Source organism: Serratia sp. CY76391 (assembly GCF_052166695.1).
Lineage (GTDB): Bacteria > Pseudomonadota > Gammaproteobacteria > Enterobacterales > Enterobacteriaceae > Serratia > Serratia nematodiphila.
Genome location: NZ_JBJNOJ010000012.1, coordinates 151,674 through 171,275, shown reverse-complemented (window position 1 = coordinate 171,275; position 19,602 = coordinate 151,674). Strand labels below are relative to the sequence as shown.

Below are 19,602 nucleotides of genomic sequence, written 5' to 3'. Positions count from 1 at the left end.
GCGTGAGCCGCTGGCTGAAATTTGCGGGGTGAATCAGCGTTCCCGCGGTATGGGCTTATTATATGGCCGGCCCCCCCGGCGGACGGCGGATCGGGAATGAGTTGCACCACAGAAGGAATGAAATGCATTTTATACGGCGTGAGTTGCCGTTTTTACGCCTAAAAGCGCGTGAAATGCCGGGAGTAACACGTGATCTACATCAAAGATATCAACGATTTATTGTTAATCGCCGGTGAACGATTGTGGTGAAATTGTGAAGGATGCGTCTGCAAGGCGTAAATCGGCATTGCGCCTATAGAGCGGCGGCGAGCGCGGGACTATGTTATCTGCGATCGGACAAGATCCGCTCTGCAGGAGTCCATGAAATGAAAAAAACGCTGTTGTTACTGGCTGCGCTGCTGGCGCTGCCGCTGGCGAGCCAGGCCGACGTGTCCATCGGCGTGAACGTGCCGGGCCTGTCGTTGCATATCGGCGATCGCGATCATCGCGGCCACTACTGGGACGGCTATCGCTGGCGCGATCCGCGCTGGTGGGCCGATCATCACCGGTATGAACGTTCGCGCGGGTACTATTACGGCCCGCCGCCACGGGTGATTTACTACGGGCCGCCGCGGCGCGACTGGCGAGATCGGCCGCATTACCGCATGCCGCCACCGCCGCCGCCCGGCTATTACTACCGTCCGGGCCCGCGCTGGTAAGCGCTTACAGGCGCATCAGCTTGCGAAATTCTTTCACCTTGCTGCGGCTGACCGGCACTTCAAACTCAAGATCGCTCAGCCGCAGAATGTAGGTATTGTTGAACCAGGGCACGATCTCGCGGATCTTGGCCAGGTTAACGCAGTAAGAGCGGTGACAGCGGAAGAAATGCTCTTCCGGCAGCCGGCCGTAAAACTCGGTGAGGTTCATCGGCATCACGAATTCTTCCCGGCGAGTATAGACCCGCGTCACCTTTTCATCGGCGGCGGCGTAATAGATGTCGTTGATGTCGGTAACGATGATCCGTTCGTCTTTGATCAGGTTGATGCTGTGGCTGCCGCGGCTCGGCGCGCTGGTCGGTTCCGCCGCGCCGGCGGGGCGATGATGCAGCGCCTCCAGTTTTTGCAACATGGTGACGATGCGCGCCTCGTGATAGGGCTTGAGGATATAGTCGAACGCCTCGATCTCGAAGGCTTCCACCGCGTGTTCTTTATAGGCGGTGATGAACACGATCGACGGCCGATGGGCGAACTTGCTGATGTTTTGCGCCAGCAGCACGCCGTCCAGCGACGGGATGTTGATGTCGAGGAAAATGGCGTCGACCTGGTGGGTTTGCAGGTATTTCAGGACGTCGAGGCCATCCTCGAAGGTAGCGACGATATCGATATTGCTGTGTTTCTTGATCAGGTAGCTGAGTTCTTCCTGCGCGAGGAATTCGTCTTCCACGATGATGGCTTTCATGAGGCCTCCCCGACCGGCGGCGCGCTCGGCTCCTGATGCAGCTTGCCGCCGTTTTTGCTGATGTAGAACGCGATTTCGGTGCCCGGCTCCAGGCGGCGGATATGCAACCCTTCACCGTACAGCAGCGACACGCGGTGATGCACGTTGAGCAGGCCGATGTTGTGGCCCGGCATCTCGTTGCGCGCCACCCGGGCGATGGTTTCCTGGTTGATGCCGTGGCCGGTATCCTTCACCGAAATTTTCACCCGATCGCCCTGATCTTTCACCGCGATCACCACCACCCCTTTACCCTTGCAGGGCTGGATGCCGTGCACGATGGCGTTCTCCACCAGCGGCTGGATCAGCAGGCTCGGAATGCGCACCGAGACGTCGTCGTCGATGTCGTAAATCACCGTTAGCTTGGCGCCGAAGCGCGCCTGTTCGATGGCGATATAGTCCTGAATCTGATGCAGTTCCTTACGGATATCGATCAGTTCGTCGTTCAGCTCCAGGTTGTAGCGCAGGTAGCGCGACAGGTTGATGATCAGCTGGCGCGCGGTGTCCGGATTCAGGCGGATAGAGGAAGAGATGGCGTTCAGCGCGTTGAACAGGAAGTGTGGGTTAATCTTGCTCTGCAGCGCGCGCATTTCGGCTTTATCCGCCATCTGGCGCAGATGCTCGATGCGCGAAACCTCCATCTGGGTGGAGATGATCTGCGACAGCCCGACCGCCATCACCTTCAGCGTGTTGGTGATCTGGTGAGCGTGGCAGTAGTAAATTTTCAGCGCGCCGGTCACTTCGCCCTTTTCCCACAGCGGCACCACCAGCTGCGAATGGATCTGCGGCGCGGCCGGGTTTTCCAGGTTGTTTTTGATGATGATTTTGCCGTGGCGAATGCTTTCGCGAGTGACGCGGCTCAGCCCTTCGCGGCCGATCGGGTAGGCTTCGCGCCCCACGCCGACGTAAGCCAGCACCTGATGGGTATCGGTGATCGCCACCGCGTCGGCGCGGATGTCCTGGCGGATGATATCGCAGATGGTGGCCAGCGATTCGCTGTTGATGTTGCGGAAATAGGGCAGCGTCTTGTGGGCGATATCCAGCGCCAGCTTGGCCTGGCGCGCGGCGATCACCTCTTTTTCATCTTCGACGCTCTGCACCAGCAGCACGATCAGGCCGATGCACACCGTGCCGAGGATCATCGGCAGCGCGATCTGCGACACGATGTCGAGCCCAAGCTCGGTCGGCTTGGCCCACAGCACGATCAGCAGCATGGTGAGGGATTCGCACAGCATGCCGCCGACGATGCCGGCGCGCCAGCGCTGCTCTTTTCTCACCTTGAGGTTGATGTAGCCGGCGCTGATGCCGGCGATGATGCTGGTGATAAGGCAGGGCACCGAGGTGATGCCGCCAATGTCGATCAGATAGCGGTGCACCCCGGCGATGATGCCGGTGACGATCCCCACCCAGGGGCCGAACAGGATGCCGCCGGCCATGATGGCGATGACGCGCACGTTGACCAGCGAGCCCTCAACGTTGATGCCGGAGTAGGTGCTGAACAGCGCGAACAGCGAGAAGATCGCCGTGACGATGCCGAGCTCGAGCGGCGTATGGTCTTCTTTTTGCAGCAGTTGGCGGAACAGCCGGGTGCGGGTCAGAAAAAACAGACAGATCAACATCAGCGCGGCGCGATCAAACACCGCCAACAGCATTTCAAAAAAAGGGTGCACGACGGGTTCTCGCTGCGGCCTACGGATGACGGCAGTATACCACAGCGAGAGAGGCCCGTGGCTCAGGCCGGCGGTCAGCGCATGCCGAGCTGCGTTTTGCCCAGCGGCGTCAGCAGATCGGCGGTGGCGCGGCCGTCAAAATCCACTTCGAAGTCGTCGGGAGCGAAGTCCGGCGGCGTTCTGCCGTCGATAAAGCTCGGCAGCTGACGCTGCAGGTAGGCGTCGTTTTTTGCGCAGCCCGGCGCGGCGGCGATGTACATCACGTTGCTGTCGAACTCGCCGTTATGCTCGTTCTCCACCGCGTGGATCACGTCGCAATGCCAAAATACCGTGTCGCCCGGCTCCAGATCGGGAATAGGGGAAATCCCACTTAATAAAAGGGGATGCCATTTTTCCGAGATCGACAGCGCGCGGCCCGGCGCCGCATCGCACAGATCGTCGTCGGCGACGTCGTCCTGCAGCGCGCGCAGCAACACATAGGCCATGGCGTTGGCGATCGGCACCAGGTTCAGCGTGCCGGCGTTGGTGCGTTGCGGCGTCAGCGCCGTCCAGCCCTGGAAGGTGCGGAACATCGAGCAGACTGCCGGGGAGGCAATTTCGCGCACTTCGGTGCGGCCGTCGGCGGCAAAGGGATCGTACTGCTGCCAGTCGCCGGAGAAGACGTGGCGATACACATAGCGGAAATTCTCGTCTAACCAGCGCTCGATGGTGCCGCTGTCGACGTGCGGCGACAGGCCCAGCGACGAGGAGTTCGGCGGGCGGCGGCGGGTGCGATCGGCGTAGGTGGCGACGCGGGTCGGATCGAAATGCTGCTTGCCGTTGCTTTCGGTGGCCCACAGGCTGTTGAGGAACACCTGCACCGCATGCATGCGCGCATCCTGCCGCGCTTCGACCTGCGGCTTTGACCAATAGATGCCATAAATCTGTGGCTTGCTGGCGGCCAGCTTGCCGAAATAGTTGTCTTCGGCAGCGTTTTTCAACCGCTCGACGAAGTTGTTGCGCTCGAGATAGTCGCCGATTTCCCGGTTCCAGCCTTCGGCCTTGGCGCGGGGAAACACGCCGCGAATGGCGCAGGCGCCGCGCTGTTTGATCAGCGCTATTTGTTGATCGCTGACGCGCTGCTGCAGGATATCTTCCGCGTCGATCTGCGGCACCGGATTATGGCCGGCGGCCAGTTCGCGGCGGATCTGGTCGACCTGGCCGCGGATGTTCTCCTCCAGCGCCAGAAAAACTTCGCGGTAGTTCGGCAAGGCCTGGCGCAGCTGGCGCTTGACGTTAACGATCGTCTGCGGAATATCATCGATGACTAAAGAGGCCATGGTGTTCTCCTGGTGCCGCGTGAGTCGCTGCGGCGGACGGTTGTAGGGAATCGGGCAAGACGTTATGGTTTTGTGGTTTTAACGTGAATGATTATCGGCAACCAATCGGGGAAAATAAAGAGATATCTTTCATTCGTAAGTTCCTCTTTTTCGTTTTTCGGAGATTTTATGAAGCTGGTCACTGAACGCTTGTACTTACAGTCGATAACCGCCGAGGATTGGCCGCTGTTTCTGCGCCTGTACCAAGATCCCGAGGTGATCCGTTACATCTCCGATCCGCGCAGCGAAGCGGAGATCCGCGCACGGTTCGAAGAGCGCCTGCCGGCCTGGGACAAACACGGCGAACAGTGGCTGTGCCTGGTGATGCGTGAGAAGCACAGCGGAGAGGCGGTGGGTATTACCGGCTTTCGCCCGCATTGGGCGCCGTATCGGCAGGCGGAAGTGGGATACGGCAGTTTGCCTGCCGGCCAGGGCAAGGGCTATGGCAAGGAGTCGCTGCGGGCAGTGCTGGATTTTGCGGTGAACGCCTGCGGTTTTCACAAGCTGACCGCCACCGTGACCGTGGGCAACCTCGCCTCGCGCGGCCTGCTGGAGTCGTGCGGTTTTCAGCTGGAGGGCACACTGCGCGACAACTACCGTCTGGCGGAGCAGTGGTGCGACGACTGGCTGTTCGGGCTGCTGGCGGCGGAGTTTCAGGGCGGCAAATAAAAATATCGCGCCGGGTATCGACAAGCTCGTCGGCGCTGCGCTATGTTCGATATTCGGTCAGTTCGCTGGCCAGCGTCGCTCGGACGGTCCGGGCGCTAACGTCTATCGAGGAATCCCCTATGGCTGATAACAGTCCACAGCGCCGTTTTACGCGCATTGAACGTCTTCCCCCTTACGTATTTAACATCACCGCCGAACTGAAGATGGCCGCACGCCGTCGCGGCGAGGATATTATCGATTTCAGCATGGGGAACCCCGACGGCCCGACGCCGCCGCACATCGTGGAAAAACTGTGCGCCGTCGCCCAGCGCGACGACACCCACGGTTATTCCACCTCGCGCGGCATTCCGCGCCTGCGCCGCGCCATTTCGCGCTGGTATGCCGATCGTTATCAGGTGGATATCGATCCGGAAAGCGAAGCCATCGTCACCATCGGTTCGAAAGAGGGGCTGGCGCACCTGATGCTGGCGACCCTCGATCACGGCGATACCGTGCTGGTGCCGAACCCCAGTTACCCGATCCACATTTACGGCGCGGTGATCGCCGGCGCTCAGGTGCGTTCGGTGCCGCTGGTGGACGGCGTGGATTTCTTCAGTGAACTGGAGCGCGCCATTCGGGAAACCATTCCGCGCCCGAAAATGATGATCCTCGGCTTCCCGTCCAACCCGACCGCGCAGTGCGTGGAGCTGGATTTCTTCGAGCGGGTGGTGGCGCTGGCCAAGCAGTACAACGTGCTGGTGATCCACGATCTGGCCTATGCTGATATCGTCTATGACGGCTGGAAAGCGCCGTCGATCATGCAGGTGCCGGGGGCGAAAGACATCGCGGTGGAGTTCTTCACCCTGTCGAAAAGCTACAACATGGCCGGCTGGCGCATCGGTTTCATGGTCGGCAACCCTGAGCTGGTCAGCGCGCTGGCGCGCATCAAAAGTTATCACGACTACGGCACCTTCACGCCGCTGCAGGTGGCGGCCATCGCCGCGCTGGAAGGCGATCAGCAGTGCGTGCGCGATATCGCCGAACAGTATCGGCAGCGCCGCAACGTGCTGGTGAAGGGGCTGCACGAGGCCGGCTGGATGGTGGAAAACCCGAAGGCATCGATGTACGTGTGGGCGAAAATTCCCGAGCCTTATGCCCACCTCGGTTCGCTGGAGTTCGCCAAGCGCCTGCTGGCGGAAGCCAAGGTCTGCGTCTCGCCGGGCATCGGCTTCGGCGACTACGGCGATACCCACGTGCGCTTCGCGCTGATCGAGAATCAGGATCGTATCCGCCAGGCGGTGCGCGGCATCAAGGCGATGTTCCGCGCGGACGGGCTGCTGAAGCCGGGCAAAGCCGGCAGCACCAAATAACCCTGTCAGGCCGGGCGTTCGCCCGGCCTTATTTTTTCCGTCCCAAGGTTTTCTTCATTATTTCCCCATTATGCTCAACTACGCTGAATTTTATTTTTTGGACAGAGTGTATGAGCAACCGCTACGCGCGATCGCAGATCGTTTTACATTGGCTGACGCTGCTGATGGTGATCCTCACCTATGCGGCGATGTTGCTGAAAGATTCGGTGCCGGAGGCGTGGGCGCCGATGGTCAAAAATCTGCATTTCAACTTTGGGGTATCGGTCTTTGCCCTGATGCTGATTCGGTTGGCGGTGCGCTCTTTCCACGCTGCGCCGCCAACCACGCCTCCGCTGGAGGAGTGGCAGGAGGTAGGCGCGAAGATCTTCCATTGGCTGCTGTACGTGGTCTTTCTGATGTTGCCGCTGCTGGGCATGTTAACCCTGGCCTACGGCGGGAAATCGTGGTCTTTGCTGGGCTGGCCGATGCCGCAGTGGGTGACGCCGGATCCGGTGATGCGCAGGCTGGTCAAAACGGTGCATGAGACGCTGGCAAACGTTGGCTACTTTATCATTGGCGCGCATGCGCTGGCGGCGCTGTATCATCATTACCTGCGCAAGGACGACACCCTGCGCCGCATGATGCCGGGCAAATGAGCGCTAGCCGAAATGACAAAGGGACGCTTGCGCGTCCCTTTGTCTGTGTTCCTGGTGTGGCTGCTGTCAGGCAACCATCAACATGAAGGTGCCAACCCAGGCAACCAGCATGAATGACACGCCCATCAAAAAATATTTCACTGAACAACTCCTGTCTGGAGTCCTCGCCAGCAATGATCCCGATTGTTGTGCTGAGTATTTTATGGGCAACCTGCTTGTCGGGCGGATTCTTCCAAGCGAAAGAACAACGTCCTCGAGCGCGGGTTGTCCGGTTGTCGCGCCTCATGCTCCGTGAGGTAAAATCCGAACCGCGACAGGATCGGCGCTAATGTACTCTCAATACTGGTCTGATTTCAATACTGTGTTTTTGATCACAATTTTAGGCTGTTTTTTGAACAGGGCGCGCTGTTTTATAACGCTTTTTATAAGCAAACGACAGGAAGTAACCCGCCGTGTGGCGGGCTTTAAAATCGGGTATTGCAATACGGTGACAGGCGCTCAGGCGACGGCGTTGATGCCGCTCGCCAAAATGACCCAAAAAACGAGACAAGACAGCAGAATAACGGCCCAAATATGACGGCGACTCCACTCCATTTTTAGCCTTCGTTGTTGCGACAAGTGATTAGGTAGCCATCATATCGGCGCAAAACGGGGGAAATTTAGCCCCCTTGGATAATATTTCGCTTACCTGCCGCTAACTTATTGGCAAACTTCGCTTATCGTCACGCGCACTTCGTAGCCCAGCAGATACAACGCCTGCTCCAGCGCTTCCACCTTCGAGGCGTAGCCGATATCCAGCAACCGCTCCATTTGCCCGCCGTTGAAACCCAGCTTGCGCGCCAGCGCCGCTTTACCGGTGTTTTTGCGCAGCATCGCGTTGTGCAGTTCGATCTTCAGCGCCACCAGCGCCGGCAGATGTACCCTCAAGTCATCGGTTTGCGAAGGAGAAGGGGCGGGCAGGGGCAGCCCTTCATCCATCGCGGCGGCGATGGCGGCCAGCAGGCTTTCCTGCGCTTCCAGCTCGATGTCTTCGCGTTTATAGCAGGCAGATTGCCACTCGGGGAAGTCGTGGAAACCGATCTGCCAGGCGTCGCTGTCGCTATCGAAGGTGTAATGGGCGGGGTAGTGGCTGTACATGGCAATCCCTGATTGAAACCAGAATGAGGCGCTATTGTGACGGCACGGCCGGCGGATAGCCATAGCCTTGAGCGGAATGGCGCTCAATCGGTCTGTTCACGCGGCTTGCGGCGCAGCCCGTCGGGCGGCAACAGCAGGGCGCAGATTATCCCCGCCAGACTGAACAGCGGCAGCCAGCGCGCCACCGGGCCGGGAGAGTAATTGTTCAGCACCGAACACACATAGCACGCCACGGCCAGCGCCCAACCGGGCAGGCCGATATCGTTGAGCCGAAACGCGGTTTTGGCCATAAACCATGCCACCAGGCCAAAACAGAACAGCGCCCACACCATGATGCACAGCAGATACAGCAGCACCGAGACGAATTCCTCGGTATCGCCGTGCGCATGGGCGCGAAAATGGTTTTTATCCAGATAGGTCGACAGAAACGACAGTAGCAAGATGCCAACGGCGAAGATCGCCAGCGAAAAAACAAAGGGTTTGCGCGAGATGCGCCCACGATAAAGGTCTTTGGCGAGTTGTCCGAGAGAGTCCATTACAATCCGTTGTCGTAATCATTGACCGCCCGGCGGTGGCCGGATGGCAAGCAGCCGGGCATTTTATCGGGGTAAATGCAGGCGTCAAGGTGATAATTTTTCTCATTTAGTTGCGGTTGAGATTCCACGCGGCCGCATCGGGCGTCCCTTCACCGTGCAAAACGTCACAGTTTGGCACGTTTGGCTACCTGACGCGGTAATTGGCGGCATAATCCTGTTTGTTCGCGTTGAACAATGCATTAACATAACTCCCACTTATCTCTTGCATGGCTATATGGATATCCGATGCGTCACCTGGTTGCGCTTTTACCGCTGATTACCTTGCTTGCTGCCTGTAGCAGCACGCCGAAACCCAGTACCACCGCTACGCCGCAGAGCACCCCGGTAAAGGGTGGCTTTTTGCTGAGCCCGGCGCACAGCGGCGCGCCGCTGGGGGGGGATTTCGCCAATAACCCGAATACCGCGCGCTTTATCGATAAGATGGTGCAGGAACACGGCTTTGATCGGCAGCAGCTGCACGACGTGCTGGCGCAGGCACGGCGTTTGGATTCGGTGCTGCGGCTGATGGACAGGCAGGCGCCGACGCCGTCTACCCAGGGCCCAACCGGGCCGAACGGTTCCTGGCTGCGCTACCGCAACAAGTTCATCACCCCGGATAACGTGCAAAACGGCGTGGTGTTCTGGAATCAATATCAGGATGCGCTGCAGCGTGCCTGGCAGGTGTACGGCGTGCCGCCGGAGATCATCGTGGGGATTATCGGCGTGGAGACCCGCTGGGGCCGCGTAATGGGTAAAACCCGCATTATCGACGCGCTGGCGACGCTGGCCTTCAACTACCCGCGCCGCGCCGATTACTTCGCCGGTGAGCTGGAAACCTTCCTGCTGATGTCGCGCACCGAAGGCGACGATCCGCTCGAACTGCGCGGCTCCTTTGCCGGCGCGATGGGCTATGGGCAGTTCATGCCTTCTTCCTTCAAAAGCTATGCGGTCGACTTCAACGGCGATGGGCATATCAACCTGTGGGATCCGGTCGATGCCATCGGCAGCGTGGCCAATTACTTCAAGGCGCACGGCTGGTCCAAAGGCGAGCCGGTCGCCATTCAGGCCAACGGCCAGGCGCCGGGGCTGGAAAATGGCTTCAAGACGCGCTACTCGGTTGCCGCGCTGGCGGAAGCCGGCCTAAGCCCGCAGGGCTCGCTCGGCGATAATCAGGAAGCCAGCCTGCTGCGGCTGGACATCGGCACCGGCTACCAGTATTGGTATGGCCTGCCGAACTTCTACGTCATCACCCGCTATAACCACAGCACCCATTACGCCATGGCGGTATGGCAGCTGGGCGAGGCGGTCGGGCGCTCGGCGCGCGGCGGCTTCTGACGCTGCGTCAATAACGAAAAAGGCCGCTTGCGCGGCCTTTTTTGCGTTCAGAGCAATCAGAAATCGTAGCGCAGACGCACCACGGTCATATCGCCGAGGTTGTCGGTGCTCGATGTCAGCACGTGCTCTACGTCAACGCGGAAACCGTAGTCAAACTGCACGGTAACCCCGAGGCCGTTGTCGATGCGCTGGTAGTTGCGGCCGGTGATGTATTCCAGGCGGTCGCCCATGAAGTACGGCATCACCGATTTCACCGCGTACTGGCCAACCGGCACGGTATAACCGGCCAGGTATTCGATACCCCATGCGTCGCCGGCGAAGTAATTATTGATGTCGGCTTTCTTGGTGGTCAGGAAGTCGTTGTAGTAACCGCCGCCGAAGGTGAGGGTCCAGTTGTCCGGTTTCCAACTGATGGCGGTACCGAAAATGTTCTGGTCATAGCTCTTGCTGCCGCTGGTGGACGGATTGCGCATTTCGGCGCGGGTGTAGTTCCAAGCGGTGCCCCAGGTCAGGTCCGGCGTAATGTGGTAATCCACGCCCAGTGAGCCGCCGCCTTTGCGCTTGTAGCGCAGGCCGTTGCCCGGCAGATAGTCGCTGTCGCTGAACAGGTACGAAGCGTAAACGTCCGCATCGCCGAAGCGGTTCTTGTACTTCAGCATTTTGCGTGAGCGGTAAGAGCCGTCGTAGTCACCGTTGATGCCGTTGCCCGGTGCCTGGGCCAGCATGTCGTAGTCCCAGATATCGGTTTTGGCGCCCACCACGTCATAATAAACGCTGTTCTGTTGACCGAAGGTCATCTGGCCCCAGGTGTTGCTTTTCAGGCCGGTGTACAGCATGCGGCGGCTGGTGTTTCTCGCGCCGTCGGCATAGTGGTGATCCCAGTCGAACAGCGCCGGAATGTTCACGCCCAGCTCGTAGTAGCTGATCCAGCTGATATCGTCGAACAGGTAGTAGTCCGCCGCGAAGCGGAAGCGGGTGCCGCCGTCGAAGCCGTTACGCTTGTAGGAGCCCTTGTCACCGTCGCCCGTCATGTTGTTGAACTGCGGACGGATACTGCCGCCAACGGTGAAGTTCAGGCGGCTGAGCGGATCGCCGGCCTGTGGATCCTGCTTCAGCAGGGTGATTTCCGCCTGAGCGGCGAACGACGCGCTGCCGATCGTCAGACCCAGCGCCACCGCTTGAGTCAATACGCGCAATTTCATTGCCATGTGTTATCCCTGTTTTATGTATGACCGCCCCCATCAGCGCCGCCATGCCGATGTTTTGCGCAGAACGCTGCGTTTTCACGCATTTTGACGGTTTTTTTGGTGTTTTAGCGGCGGGCGGCATTTGTAACATAAACGGTAAAATAAATAATTACTTTTCTTGCTAATTATTGGCCGGTTTTTGACCATTTCGTGCGGTGAAAAGGGGCGCTTTTCATGCCTTTCGATTCGGATGAATTCATCTAACGCCAAGGTTTATATTTTTCATTTGTCAGCCATCGGCATCAGCCTGTAATTTTATCCGTGCAAGAGATAATTAATTAAAGCCTGTCACCGCCGTATTAACGTTAGCCGCTTTCTGCGTAATCGGTCGGCAGGAATAAGCGATTGGGAGGTCGCCATGAGGAATCTGTTAATGTTGTTGGTGGGGCTGTTTTCATTACCGGCGATGGCGGCGGAATCGCACGTTTGTCATTCTCAAGCTTATGATTATGCAGAGGTTAGTAAACTCAGATTGTCTGACGATACCCTGTTTTCCTGCCGCGGTGTGGGGCGCCTGACGATCCCGGAACTGGCGCGAAAAGGATGGAAGGTGATTCATTTGGCGCAGCAAACTGAATATACCGACTCTGTCGACAGCGACGGCGAGGTTATTAAACTTTATCAGGAAATCGTGGTGTATAAAGAATAACGCGACGGCAGCCTGTTATTATTTCAACGGCGACGAGAACCCTATTATGAATGCAAGAATCGGTATTGACAGCAGAGCTGCCGCCGCCATGGTGATGCTTTGCGCCATCTGGGGAATGCAGCAGGTGGCGATCAAGGCTGCCGAGGCGGATGTGTCGGCGGTGCTGCAAATTGCCATTCGTTCGGGTCTCGCCGCGCTGGGGGTATACCTGTTGGCGCGTTGCCGCGGCGAGTATTTCACCTGGGATCGCGCCACGCTGAGCGCCGGTCTGAGCGTAGGGGCATTGTTCGCGCTGGAGTTCTTTTTTGTCTCCGAAGGGCTGCGCTATACCAGCGCCTCGCATATGGCGGTGTTTTTGTACACCGCGCCGCTGTTTTCTGCCCTTGGCCTGCATTTCCTGAATCGTCAGGAGCGTCTGTCGCCGGTGCAGTGGCTGGGCATGCTCATCGCCTTTGGCGGTGTGGTGCTGGCCATATCGGGCATGGCCGAGGGCAGCGGCGGGGCCGATCGGCTAAAAGGCGATTTCTATGGCCTGCTGGCGGGGATCGCCTGGGGCGGTTCTACCCTGGTGATCCGTACCACGCGCCTGGCGGAGTGCCCGGCCAAACAGACGCTGCTGTTCCAGTTGACGGGCGCCTGTGTGCTGCTGTCGCTGCTGGCGCTGGCGACGGACAATTTGCACGTCGTCCTGAGCCCCGTAGCCTGGAGCAGCCTGTTGTTCCAAACGGTGATCGTGTCGTTTTTCAGCTACCTGATCTGGTTTTCACTGTTGCGCCGTTATCAGGCTTCCTCGCTGGGCATTCTCACCTTTATGACGCCGGTATTCGGCATCCTGGCGGGGGCCGTCATTCTCGGCGAACCGTTGCAAATTGAATTTGTATTGGGTGCTGTGTTGATCGTACTGGGGTTAATCGTAGTGAGTTGTTCATATCTTATTTATGTTGACAGAAGAGTGGCGCCAAAAATATAAATTATGGATGTTGATGTACAGAACTACCAAATAAGCTGCGAAAGCCAATTTATTATTCAGCTGCAAATATCCCGCTATGCCTGGGGCGTGCCGCTGATTACGCTCAGCGATAACGGTGATTTTACCGTGATAAGAAGCCGAGGCTGGTCGAGGTTGGCTAATGGGATGCAATTGGAAGTTTATTATTTTGCCAATAATTCTCTGCTGACCTGGGATAAAAACCGCAAAAATATCTCTTATTCAAAGGCCGGCCGGCTCTACGCCTGCGCGCTGCATTTTTCTTATTCCCCCAAAGTATGGCGATAATCCTCTGGCCATCAGACCAGAGGGGAGATTTTCGTGATCCACTGCTTAAATGCGAGGATCTTCGGCCACTGCCGCTCGGAGATGGTCGAGGTAAAATAGCAGTGCTCGCAGGGCACGGTCATGTCGGTGAACGGAATGATAAGTTCGCCGCTTTTGATCCAGTCCTGCACCAGATTGAGCCGTCCCATGGCGACGCCAAGGTGCCGCGTCGCGGCCAGCACTGCAAGATCGGAACGGTCGAACTCCATGCTTTTACTGTCGGTATCCAGCCCCAGCGCAAAGTGTTGCGACCAGGTTTGCCACTCATCTTCGCCGGAGTTGTAGCGATCGTGCAGCAGCGTGCAGTGGGCCAGGTTTTCCGGCGCATCGTACAGGTTATGCGTGGCGGCGTACTGCGGCGTGCAGATCGGCACCATTGATTCCTGCATAAAGGCTTCGTCCAGATGCCGCCCCGAGGGCAGTTTGCCGAAGTACATCGCCAGATCCACGCCGCGGTTGGCCAGGTTGATGATTTCCTGCCCGGTCAGAATATTGAGGTGAATGGTGGGGTGCTGGGCGATAAAGTCGCCGATGCGCGGCAGCAGCAGACATTGCACCAGGGACGGGTGGGAGTAGAGGGTCAAGGTCCCCGTCAACTCGCGATTTTTGATGTCCAGAATTTCTTGATTCAAGGTGTTGAAGGAACTGTCCAGCGCCCATTGCATGCGCTCGCCCTCCGGCGTCAGCGTAATCCGGCGATGAAAGCGTTGGAATAGCAAAAAACCCAATTCCTTTTCGAGCAAATTAATGCGGTGGCTCACGGCGCTGGGGGTGATCGACAATTCTTGCGCCGCCAGCGCAAAAGATAAATGACGGGCGACGCATTCGAAAGTATGCAGCCGGGAAAATTGATAGCTGGTCAGCGGGGTCGCCCGCTGCGAATGTTTTTTACTGGGGAACATACTATTTCTCCATGCGCATAATACGGCAATATTAACATTTAATGGCGCGGAGGATAAACCCAGGCTGATTGATATATTCAGTTTTTACGCTGAGAAATATCGTTATGTTGAAGGGAAATTAACTGGCTTGCATAACAACCGGAAATAACAGGCGGTGGGCGCGTTGAGTGAGAGGGTGATGATAATCTGCAATAGGACGAATATAATAAAAAGACGTGCCGTATAAGCAGCGAGTAAAGGCGGTGTGCGGCAGCCTGAACGATAAAGGCTCATGTTCCCTGCGGGATATAGCGGTTTCGCCGCAATAATTCGTCGCATAGCGACACAGAATACGCATTAATCCCAGCGGCAAACGAGCAGAGGCATCAATCGATAATACTGCGCCCCCCTTAGGCCGATAGAACCGCGCCCGGTGGTTACCCACCGGGCGCGGCATTCAGGGAAAAGCGGTTTGTTCGTCGGCGCGTATCAACGGCGGCGCAGCAGCAGGCCGGTCAACAGGCCTGCGCCGGCAATGAGGGCCAATGCGGCGAGGGGGTTTTTCTTCATCATGTTGCCGGCGCAGCTCAGGGCATCGCCGTATTTTTCTTGCAGCACGCCCGCGGCCTGGCGCGCGGCGCCTTCGGCCTGCAAACGTTCGTTGCCGGTGACGTCGCCCGCTATTTCCTGCGCCTTGCCCGCCACTTTTTCCATCATGCCATTGGCTTTTTCGCTGTTCATTGTGATGCGCTCCTAAGGTTCGATCCGTTTGGCTTCCGCACAGGACGGAAGCCTGCATTTGCACCGCCATGTTATGCACTTCACTTGTGGCCTATAAGGGGCGTTTGCATTGGTTTGGGTAGTGCATTTGCAGGTTACTTGCCGTTCCTGGAGGCCAGTCCGCCGGTAAACAGCCCGCGTTCTCTGGCCCAGACGATGGCTTCGCTGCGGCTATGCACGCCGAGTTTGGAATAGACCGTCGCGACATGGTTGCGGATGGTGTTGAGCGCCAGATTGAGACGCGCCGCGATTTTCTTGTCCGGCAGCCCCTCGCAAATCAATTCCAGCACATCGCGCTCGCGCGGCGTGAGGTCGCTGGCGGTAAATCCAGCCTGGTCGGGCCGGTTGATGCTTTTCACGTTGGCCAGTTTTTCGATCAGGGTTTGGCTGAACCAGGAGGCGTCCTGCATCACTTCTTCGATGGCGCTTACCAGCTCCAGCTCCGAGCGTTTGCGTTCGGTAATGTCCATGAGCACCAGCAGATAACAGGGCGCATTGTGGATGCTGACGGCATCCGCCGAGGCCACACAGTCAATCGACTCGCTCCCTTTCTTGCGCACCCGGATGTCCAGCCCTTCGACGTTGCCGCTTTTTTCCAGGGCGGCAAACAAACGGCGGTTCGCTTCCGGATCGTCAATAAACGGGATCTCTCCGACCGTCTTGCCGATCAAGTCTTCGGCGTCGTACTCGGTGGTGCGGGTGAAGGCTTCGTTGACATCCAGCACGCGCCGCTCGTGCGCGGTACATAACAACGTCGGCACCGGGCTCAGGCGAAATGCCTTGGCGAACCGTTCTTCACTTTCTCGCAGCGCCGATTCCGCCTGGCGCCGGGGTTCGAGATCGGTAAACGTGAACAGCATGCAGTCGTCTTCATTGATGTCCAAGGGTTGGCCGGCAACCACCACCAGCTTGCTTCCGCCGCCGGGCAGCTTCAGCTCGGCCTCCATCTGCGGAATGGTAGCGCCTTCCCCCAGGCGCTGAACGGCCAGTTCTTTGTGCTCCGCCTGTTCCAAAACGTCGAGTTCATAAACCGAACGCCCCATGACCTGTTCACGTTGGTAACCGGTCATATCAAGAAACCCCTGGTTGACCTTGACGTAACGCAGGTCGCTTAGCCGACAAATGACTGCCGGTGCCGGATTGGCGTTGAAGGTTTTTTCAAAGCGCTGTTCGGCGCTGGCCCACTCCGTCGCGTCGCTCAGGATCAGCGCCAGCAGCTCCGGTTGCCCCTGCGCATCGGTGATAATCAGGCTCCGCAGGCGGTGCACCCAGAAGCTGTCCGGATCGTCGACCTGCCGAACCTCCACCACCACATCGGTGAAGGTTTCGCCTTCCGCAACCCGGTTCAACGGGTACTGTTCCAAAACCAGCGGATGATTGTTGCGATAGCGCAGGGCAAAACGCGCCGCGTACTCGCCGGCATTGGCCCCCAGAGCTTTCTGATGACTCACGCCATGCATGGTCAACGCGGCCTCGTTGGCCCATAGCAAGGTTTGATCGGTATCCGTCAGGATCACGCCGTCGGACAAGCCGGAGATGATTTGCTGCAGGTGGCCGCGGTGGGTTTCGCTGGCCAAAACGGATTGGCTCATGTGTTCTCCGCTAGACAGAAGGGGGGCGGTCTCTTAAGGGGCCGCGGGTTACGCTACTCGCTGAGCAGCTTAGTGCATAACGTGCGTATTCGCAGGGTGTAAATGCACCAGGCATTCTGATGCAAATGAACCGGGACGGCCGACGACGCTGCGCGGCAGACTGAATTTGTCTGCGCGGTTACCCGCCGTGCGTGCAATCACTTGTCCAGAAAATATAAGGAACAACGATGACCACTGTCTATGAATCAAATCGCTTAGCGTTTCAGGTGTCATGGGGCTCGATATTGGCCGGGAGTGCCGTGGCGCTGGTGACTTATCTGACCTTCAGCGTGCTGGGCACGGCTATTGGTGCCCAGGCCGTGGATATGATGCAAAAGGGCAACCCGCTGAGCGGCTTTGGCACCGGCACCGGGATCTGGCTGCTGGTGTCAACGTTGGCATCGCTGGCCGCAGGCGCGTTCGTCGCCGGCCGCTCCGCACCGAATCGCGGCGGCTTGCATGGCTTGCTGAGCTGGGCGATCACCACCTTGTTGACCACCTGGCTGATGGTTTCATTGGCGAGCGGCGTAGTGGGGCTGGCGGGAAGCGCGGTGGGTAAAGGGCTTTCGCTGGCAGGCAGCGGCCTGGCGGCGGCAGCGCCAAACGTAGGCGAAGGCCTCAAGCAACAGCTGGATAAAAAGGGCATCAGCCTTGATTGGGGAAGCCTGGAAAATCAGTTGAACGCCACGCTTAAGCAGACCGGTAAGCCGGAGCTGGATCCTGCTCGGTTGGAGCAGAACGCCAATCGGGCGGCCGCCGACGGCAAACAGTCGGCCGTGGATGCCGCGGCCGATCCGGCGCAGGCCGCCACCGAACTTAAGCAGTGGTTCGAGCGCGTCAAGCAGTCCGGTGAGCCGGCGTTGAGCGCCGCCGATAAGGACGCACTGGTGAGTATCGTTGCGGCACGCACCGGCAAGAGCCGCGATGAAGCGAGCCAAATCGTCGATAACTACGCCCAGGCTTACCAGCAGGCGGTGCAGAAGGTGGAAAAACTCAAGGCCGAGGCCGAGCAGAAAGCGCGTGAAGCGGCTGATGAAGCGGCCAAACAGCTGTCTCGCGCCGCGTGGGGTTCGCTGTTGGTGCTGCTGTTGGGCGCTGCGTTGAGCGCCGGCGTGGGGCGGATTGCCGAATCAACCCGCCGCACTGTCGCGGTAAGTTGAGATGAAAAAAAACCTGTCGTGCATCTCGCTGAATTATCGAAAAGTAGCGGGGGCCTCTGCTCCCGTGCTCGTCATCGATTTCTGCAACGAGAACAACGAGCGTTATACCCTGCGCTACAACCTGCCGCCGGATACCCCGGAACGCACCGAGCGGCGGGTATCTTTGCTGCTGTACCTGTTGCGCAAGCACAGGTCCGCAGAGATCGACAACCTGGCTGATTAATCAGGCCGTTAATGAAAAGCCCAGCCTCGCGTGCTGGGCTTTTTGTTTGCGGCCGCAGGCCGTTCTGACAACAAGGTGCGGGCGAGTCGGCTCGGCATTTTACCGGGGGAGAGATGGGCGATTCATGGGAGTAGGCAGGGTTCCCAATGGGCGTGGTTTGTAAAACAGGGCATCGAGCAAGGTTTGTTAAAATATCCGTTTTCTCTGCGCAGGAACGATAAAAAAGAAACGCACTATTGCGACGCGAGATTATTGAGACCGATGTTCAGCCTTGAGCTTATCCCTCCCGTCTTCTTTTACTGTCGGTCATACTTTATATCTCTTTCGCAGTACGTTTTATCGGCGGGCCAAGCATATAAAATGCGTTTTCATTTGTGATGATGAAATTCCTATTCGGCCATGCAATCTGGCTGTAAAAAACACTTTAAGGTAAAACAATTAGCAAAAAGTGTGATTCTGCCTGGTGTGGCAAGTGCATCTTTGATGAGTGCACTTTACGCGAGTTGATTTTGTTTTATGGATTTCTTGCGGAGAGATTTATATAACATGATCATTTTCAGTTATTTATGCGATAGTTTTTCCTATGCCGAAAAAAATGAATTGACAGGCTGGTTTTTTTTAGGATTAATCTTAATGACTTGGTTTGGTTGGTTAACGATTTTAATAAAAAGGACGCAAATCTTATAAAAGCAAGGAGCACATATGGATTACAGAAAAGATATTCTTTTGCAGGTGTTGGAGTATATGGAAAAGAATATTGTCGAGGGGCTGACAGTTGAAAAGGTTTCCATTATATCAGGTTACTCTAAATGGCATTTGCAACGGCTGTTTAAGCATTATTTTGGTATAACGCTAGGGACTTATATAAGGAATAGAAAACTGAGTCGCTCTGCTATTCTACTCAAACAGCACCAAGGGAACATATTGGATGTCGCCCTGGCATCCGGGTTTGCCTCTCAGCAATGTTACACGCGGGCATTCAAACGTTTCTTTGGCGAAACGCCCAACAGCTTTAGAAACAGCCGGGGATGGGATTTTTCCACGCAGATCCCGCCGTATGGCAACGATAAGAAACCCTACTTCTACCACACGGTCATGCCGGATGACATTGAGATGTTAAAGCATTACAAATCACTGATTTTTCATTCTATAAGAAAATTCAGAGATGCCGGCGACATTGCACAGACCAATGAGAAATGGTTAAGCAAGCAGCGGGGGGCATGTAATGTGGAAAAGAACAGGAGTAATAAATGGCATTCCAACAGCAAGGGGCAAGAGGTTTTTCATTCCATCTTTAACTTCTATATCCCTATGGGTAAATATATTGTCATCCCCTTTACGGGGGAGTTTTCAGAATATATTGACTTTTTCGATGTAATGTATGACGCTTATCTTCCTGCCATTAATGTCAAAATGCGGGAGAGCTTTTTTATAGAGTTATATAGGCAAGAGGATCTAAATGGCAAGGTTGTCAATGTCGATATACTTATTCCTGTGACATAGTGATGAGGCAAG

General features: G+C 57.1%; 21 protein-coding genes. 11 read left to right on the top strand and 10 right to left on the bottom strand.

The window, feature by feature from the left end:
• Positions 1 to 365 precede the first annotated feature (365 nt).
• The gene (locus tag ACJ8PN_RS20500; protein WP_033632450.1) at positions 366 to 698 is read left to right on the top strand and encodes a DUF2502 domain-containing protein; all 333 of its coding nucleotides are present in this window, start codon (positions 366 to 368) and stop codon (positions 696 to 698) included.
• Positions 699 to 702: 4 nt separating this feature from the next.
• On the opposite strand, the gene ACJ8PN_RS20495 is transcribed toward ACJ8PN_RS20500, so the two are convergent.
• From ACJ8PN_RS20495 to ACJ8PN_RS20485, 3 genes are all read right to left on the bottom strand, one after another.
• On the bottom strand, positions 703 to 1,437 hold the full coding sequence (locus ACJ8PN_RS20495) for a LytR/AlgR family response regulator transcription factor (RefSeq protein ID WP_004936341.1): 735 nt from the start codon (positions 1,435 to 1,437) through the stop codon (positions 703 to 705).
• Positions 1,434 to 3,125: a sensor histidine kinase gene (locus tag ACJ8PN_RS20490; protein WP_301340723.1), complete on the bottom strand. Its 1,692-nt coding sequence runs from the start codon at positions 3,123 to 3,125 to the stop codon at positions 1,434 to 1,436. The genes ACJ8PN_RS20495 and ACJ8PN_RS20490 overlap by 4 nt, the downstream gene beginning before the upstream one ends.
• Positions 3,126 to 3,217: 92 nt before the next feature.
• Positions 3,218 to 4,462, bottom strand: coding sequence for a DUF1479 domain-containing protein (locus ACJ8PN_RS20485; protein WP_171454485.1), 1,245 nt, complete (start codon positions 4,460 to 4,462; stop codon positions 3,218 to 3,220).
• Positions 4,463 to 4,630: 168 nt separating this feature from the next.
• On the opposite strand from ACJ8PN_RS20485, the gene ACJ8PN_RS20480 reads away from it, so the two are divergent.
• The 3 genes from ACJ8PN_RS20480 to ACJ8PN_RS20470 all read left to right on the top strand — a co-directional run bounded on the left by ACJ8PN_RS20480 (position 4,631) and on the right by ACJ8PN_RS20470 (position 7,154).
• A complete protein-coding gene (locus ACJ8PN_RS20480) occupies positions 4,631 to 5,170 on the top strand; it encodes a GNAT family N-acetyltransferase (protein WP_171454484.1) in 540 nt (179 codons plus the stop codon).
• Positions 5,171 to 5,289: 119 nt separating this feature from the next.
• Positions 5,290 to 6,519: an alanine transaminase gene (gene alaC, locus ACJ8PN_RS20475; RefSeq protein WP_351109747.1), complete on the top strand. Its 1,230-nt coding sequence runs from the start codon at positions 5,290 to 5,292 to the stop codon at positions 6,517 to 6,519.
• Positions 6,520 to 6,629: 110 nt separating this feature from the next.
• Positions 6,630 to 7,154, top strand: coding sequence for a cytochrome b (locus ACJ8PN_RS20470; RefSeq protein ID WP_033632454.1), 525 nt, complete (start codon positions 6,630 to 6,632; stop codon positions 7,152 to 7,154).
• Positions 7,155 to 7,220: 66 nt separating this feature from the next.
• On the opposite strand, the gene ypdK is transcribed toward ACJ8PN_RS20470, so the two are convergent.
• From ypdK to ACJ8PN_RS20455, 3 genes are all read right to left on the bottom strand, one after another.
• Entirely contained in the window at positions 7,221 to 7,295 is a 75-nt protein-coding gene (ypdK, locus tag ACJ8PN_RS20465; protein ID WP_099782600.1) for a membrane protein YpdK, read from the bottom strand.
• A gap of 558 nt (positions 7,296 to 7,853) precedes the next feature.
• Entirely contained in the window at positions 7,854 to 8,291 is a 438-nt protein-coding gene (locus ACJ8PN_RS20460; protein ID WP_004936322.1) for a hypothetical protein, read from the bottom strand.
• 83 nt (positions 8,292 to 8,374) lie between these two features.
• On the bottom strand, positions 8,375 to 8,827 hold the full coding sequence (locus tag ACJ8PN_RS20455; protein WP_351109752.1) for a DUF805 domain-containing protein: 453 nt from the start codon (positions 8,825 to 8,827) through the stop codon (positions 8,375 to 8,377).
• Between the two features lie 285 nt (positions 8,828 to 9,112).
• Between ACJ8PN_RS20455 and mltB the strand changes: the two genes are divergently transcribed.
• Positions 9,113 to 10,201, top strand: a complete 1,089-nt coding sequence (gene mltB, locus ACJ8PN_RS20450) for a lytic murein transglycosylase B (protein ID WP_015378637.1) — start codon at positions 9,113 to 9,115, stop codon at positions 10,199 to 10,201.
• A gap of 56 nt (positions 10,202 to 10,257) precedes the next feature.
• Here mltB and ACJ8PN_RS20445 read toward each other — a convergent pair whose 3' ends face one another.
• Complete coding sequence (locus tag ACJ8PN_RS20445; protein WP_171454481.1) at positions 10,258 to 11,409, bottom strand: porin; 1,152 nt, start codon at positions 11,407 to 11,409, stop codon at positions 10,258 to 10,260.
• 397 nt (positions 11,410 to 11,806) lie between these two features.
• On the opposite strand from ACJ8PN_RS20445, the gene ACJ8PN_RS20440 reads away from it, so the two are divergent.
• The 3 genes from ACJ8PN_RS20440 to ACJ8PN_RS20430 are packed head-to-tail and all read left to right on the top strand — an operon-like array spanning position 11,807 to position 13,373.
• A complete protein-coding gene (locus ACJ8PN_RS20440; protein WP_015378635.1) occupies positions 11,807 to 12,097 on the top strand; it encodes a hypothetical protein in 291 nt (96 codons plus the stop codon).
• A gap of 46 nt (positions 12,098 to 12,143) precedes the next feature.
• Positions 12,144 to 13,067 carry a DMT family transporter gene (locus tag ACJ8PN_RS20435; protein WP_437188584.1) on the top strand — a complete coding sequence of 308 codons (924 nt, stop codon included), beginning with the start codon at positions 12,144 to 12,146 and terminating at the stop codon, positions 13,065 to 13,067.
• 3 nt (positions 13,068 to 13,070) lie between these two features.
• Positions 13,071 to 13,373 (top strand): hypothetical protein, encoded by a 303-nt coding sequence (locus tag ACJ8PN_RS20430; protein ID WP_015378633.1) that lies wholly within the window; start codon positions 13,071 to 13,073, stop codon positions 13,371 to 13,373.
• Between the two features lie 11 nt (positions 13,374 to 13,384).
• Here the strand turns inward: ACJ8PN_RS20430 and dsdC are convergent, their stop codons facing one another.
• The 3 genes from dsdC to ACJ8PN_RS20415 form a co-directional block, all read right to left on the bottom strand.
• Positions 13,385 to 14,314 (bottom strand): DNA-binding transcriptional regulator DsdC, encoded by a 930-nt coding sequence (gene dsdC, locus ACJ8PN_RS20425; RefSeq protein WP_171454478.1) that lies wholly within the window; start codon positions 14,312 to 14,314, stop codon positions 13,385 to 13,387.
• Positions 14,315 to 14,782: 468 nt separating this feature from the next.
• Positions 14,783 to 15,034: a CsbD family protein gene (locus tag ACJ8PN_RS20420; RefSeq protein ID WP_004936297.1), complete on the bottom strand. Its 252-nt coding sequence runs from the start codon at positions 15,032 to 15,034 to the stop codon at positions 14,783 to 14,785.
• 134 nt (positions 15,035 to 15,168) lie between these two features.
• Complete coding sequence (locus ACJ8PN_RS20415) at positions 15,169 to 16,665, bottom strand: helix-turn-helix transcriptional regulator (protein WP_261239154.1); 1,497 nt, start codon at positions 16,663 to 16,665, stop codon at positions 15,169 to 15,171.
• Between the two features lie 227 nt (positions 16,666 to 16,892).
• Here ACJ8PN_RS20415 and ACJ8PN_RS20410 point away from each other — a divergent pair, with 227 nt between their 5' ends.
• The 3 genes from ACJ8PN_RS20410 to ACJ8PN_RS20400 all read left to right on the top strand — a co-directional run bounded on the left by ACJ8PN_RS20410 (position 16,893) and on the right by ACJ8PN_RS20400 (position 19,590).
• Complete coding sequence (locus tag ACJ8PN_RS20410; RefSeq protein WP_171454475.1) at positions 16,893 to 17,864, top strand: hypothetical protein; 972 nt, start codon at positions 16,893 to 16,895, stop codon at positions 17,862 to 17,864.
• Between the two features lies 1 nt (position 17,865).
• Positions 17,866 to 18,087, top strand: a complete 222-nt coding sequence (locus ACJ8PN_RS20405; RefSeq protein WP_004936288.1) for a hypothetical protein — start codon at positions 17,866 to 17,868, stop codon at positions 18,085 to 18,087.
• 702 nt (positions 18,088 to 18,789) lie between these two features.
• Positions 18,790 to 19,590, top strand: a complete 801-nt coding sequence (locus ACJ8PN_RS20400; RefSeq protein WP_048324580.1) for a helix-turn-helix domain-containing protein — start codon at positions 18,790 to 18,792, stop codon at positions 19,588 to 19,590.
• The last annotated feature ends 12 nt before the right edge of the window (positions 19,591 to 19,602 follow it).

What these genes read in the sequence shown, in the direction of transcription:
- ACJ8PN_RS20500 (WP_033632450.1), top strand. Translation starts at nt 366, where the DNA reads ATGAAAAAAACGCTGTTGTTACTGGCTGCGCTGCTGGCGCTGCCGCTG.
- mltB (WP_015378637.1), top strand. Translation starts at nt 9,113, where the DNA reads ATGCGTCACCTGGTTGCGCTTTTACCGCTGATTACCTTGCTTGCTGCC.
- ACJ8PN_RS20455 (WP_351109752.1), bottom strand. Translation starts at nt 8,827, where the DNA reads ATGGACTCTCTCGGACAACTCGCCAAAGACCTTTATCGTGGGCGCATC.
- dsdC (WP_171454478.1), bottom strand. Translation starts at nt 14,314, where the DNA reads ATGTTCCCCAGTAAAAAACATTCGCAGCGGGCGACCCCGCTGACCAGC.
- ACJ8PN_RS20410 (WP_171454475.1), top strand. Translation starts at nt 16,893, where the DNA reads ATGACCACTGTCTATGAATCAAATCGCTTAGCGTTTCAGGTGTCATGG.
- ACJ8PN_RS20480 (WP_171454484.1), top strand. Translation starts at nt 4,631, where the DNA reads ATGAAGCTGGTCACTGAACGCTTGTACTTACAGTCGATAACCGCCGAG.
- ACJ8PN_RS20470 (WP_033632454.1), top strand. Translation starts at nt 6,630, where the DNA reads ATGAGCAACCGCTACGCGCGATCGCAGATCGTTTTACATTGGCTGACG.
- ACJ8PN_RS20485 (WP_171454485.1), bottom strand. Translation starts at nt 4,462, where the DNA reads ATGGCCTCTTTAGTCATCGATGATATTCCGCAGACGATCGTTAACGTC.
- ACJ8PN_RS20435 (WP_437188584.1), top strand. Translation starts at nt 12,144, where the DNA reads ATGAATGCAAGAATCGGTATTGACAGCAGAGCTGCCGCCGCCATGGTG.
- ACJ8PN_RS20460 (WP_004936322.1), bottom strand. Translation starts at nt 8,291, where the DNA reads ATGTACAGCCACTACCCCGCCCATTACACCTTCGATAGCGACAGCGAC.
- ACJ8PN_RS20415 (WP_261239154.1), bottom strand. Translation starts at nt 16,665, where the DNA reads ATGAGCCAATCCGTTTTGGCCAGCGAAACCCACCGCGGCCACCTGCAG.
- ACJ8PN_RS20445 (WP_171454481.1), bottom strand. Translation starts at nt 11,409, where the DNA reads ATGGCAATGAAATTGCGCGTATTGACTCAAGCGGTGGCGCTGGGTCTG.
- alaC (WP_351109747.1), top strand. Translation starts at nt 5,290, where the DNA reads ATGGCTGATAACAGTCCACAGCGCCGTTTTACGCGCATTGAACGTCTT.
- ACJ8PN_RS20405 (WP_004936288.1), top strand. Translation starts at nt 17,866, where the DNA reads ATGAAAAAAAACCTGTCGTGCATCTCGCTGAATTATCGAAAAGTAGCG.
- ACJ8PN_RS20430 (WP_015378633.1), top strand. Translation starts at nt 13,071, where the DNA reads ATGGATGTTGATGTACAGAACTACCAAATAAGCTGCGAAAGCCAATTT.
- ACJ8PN_RS20440 (WP_015378635.1), top strand. Translation starts at nt 11,807, where the DNA reads ATGAGGAATCTGTTAATGTTGTTGGTGGGGCTGTTTTCATTACCGGCG.
- ACJ8PN_RS20490 (WP_301340723.1), bottom strand. Translation starts at nt 3,125, where the DNA reads ATGCTGTTGGCGGTGTTTGATCGCGCCGCGCTGATGTTGATCTGTCTG.
- ACJ8PN_RS20400 (WP_048324580.1), top strand. Translation starts at nt 18,790, where the DNA reads ATGGATTACAGAAAAGATATTCTTTTGCAGGTGTTGGAGTATATGGAA.
- ACJ8PN_RS20495 (WP_004936341.1), bottom strand. Translation starts at nt 1,437, where the DNA reads ATGAAAGCCATCATCGTGGAAGACGAATTCCTCGCGCAGGAAGAACTC.
- ACJ8PN_RS20420 (WP_004936297.1), bottom strand. Translation starts at nt 15,034, where the DNA reads ATGAACAGCGAAAAAGCCAATGGCATGATGGAAAAAGTGGCGGGCAAG.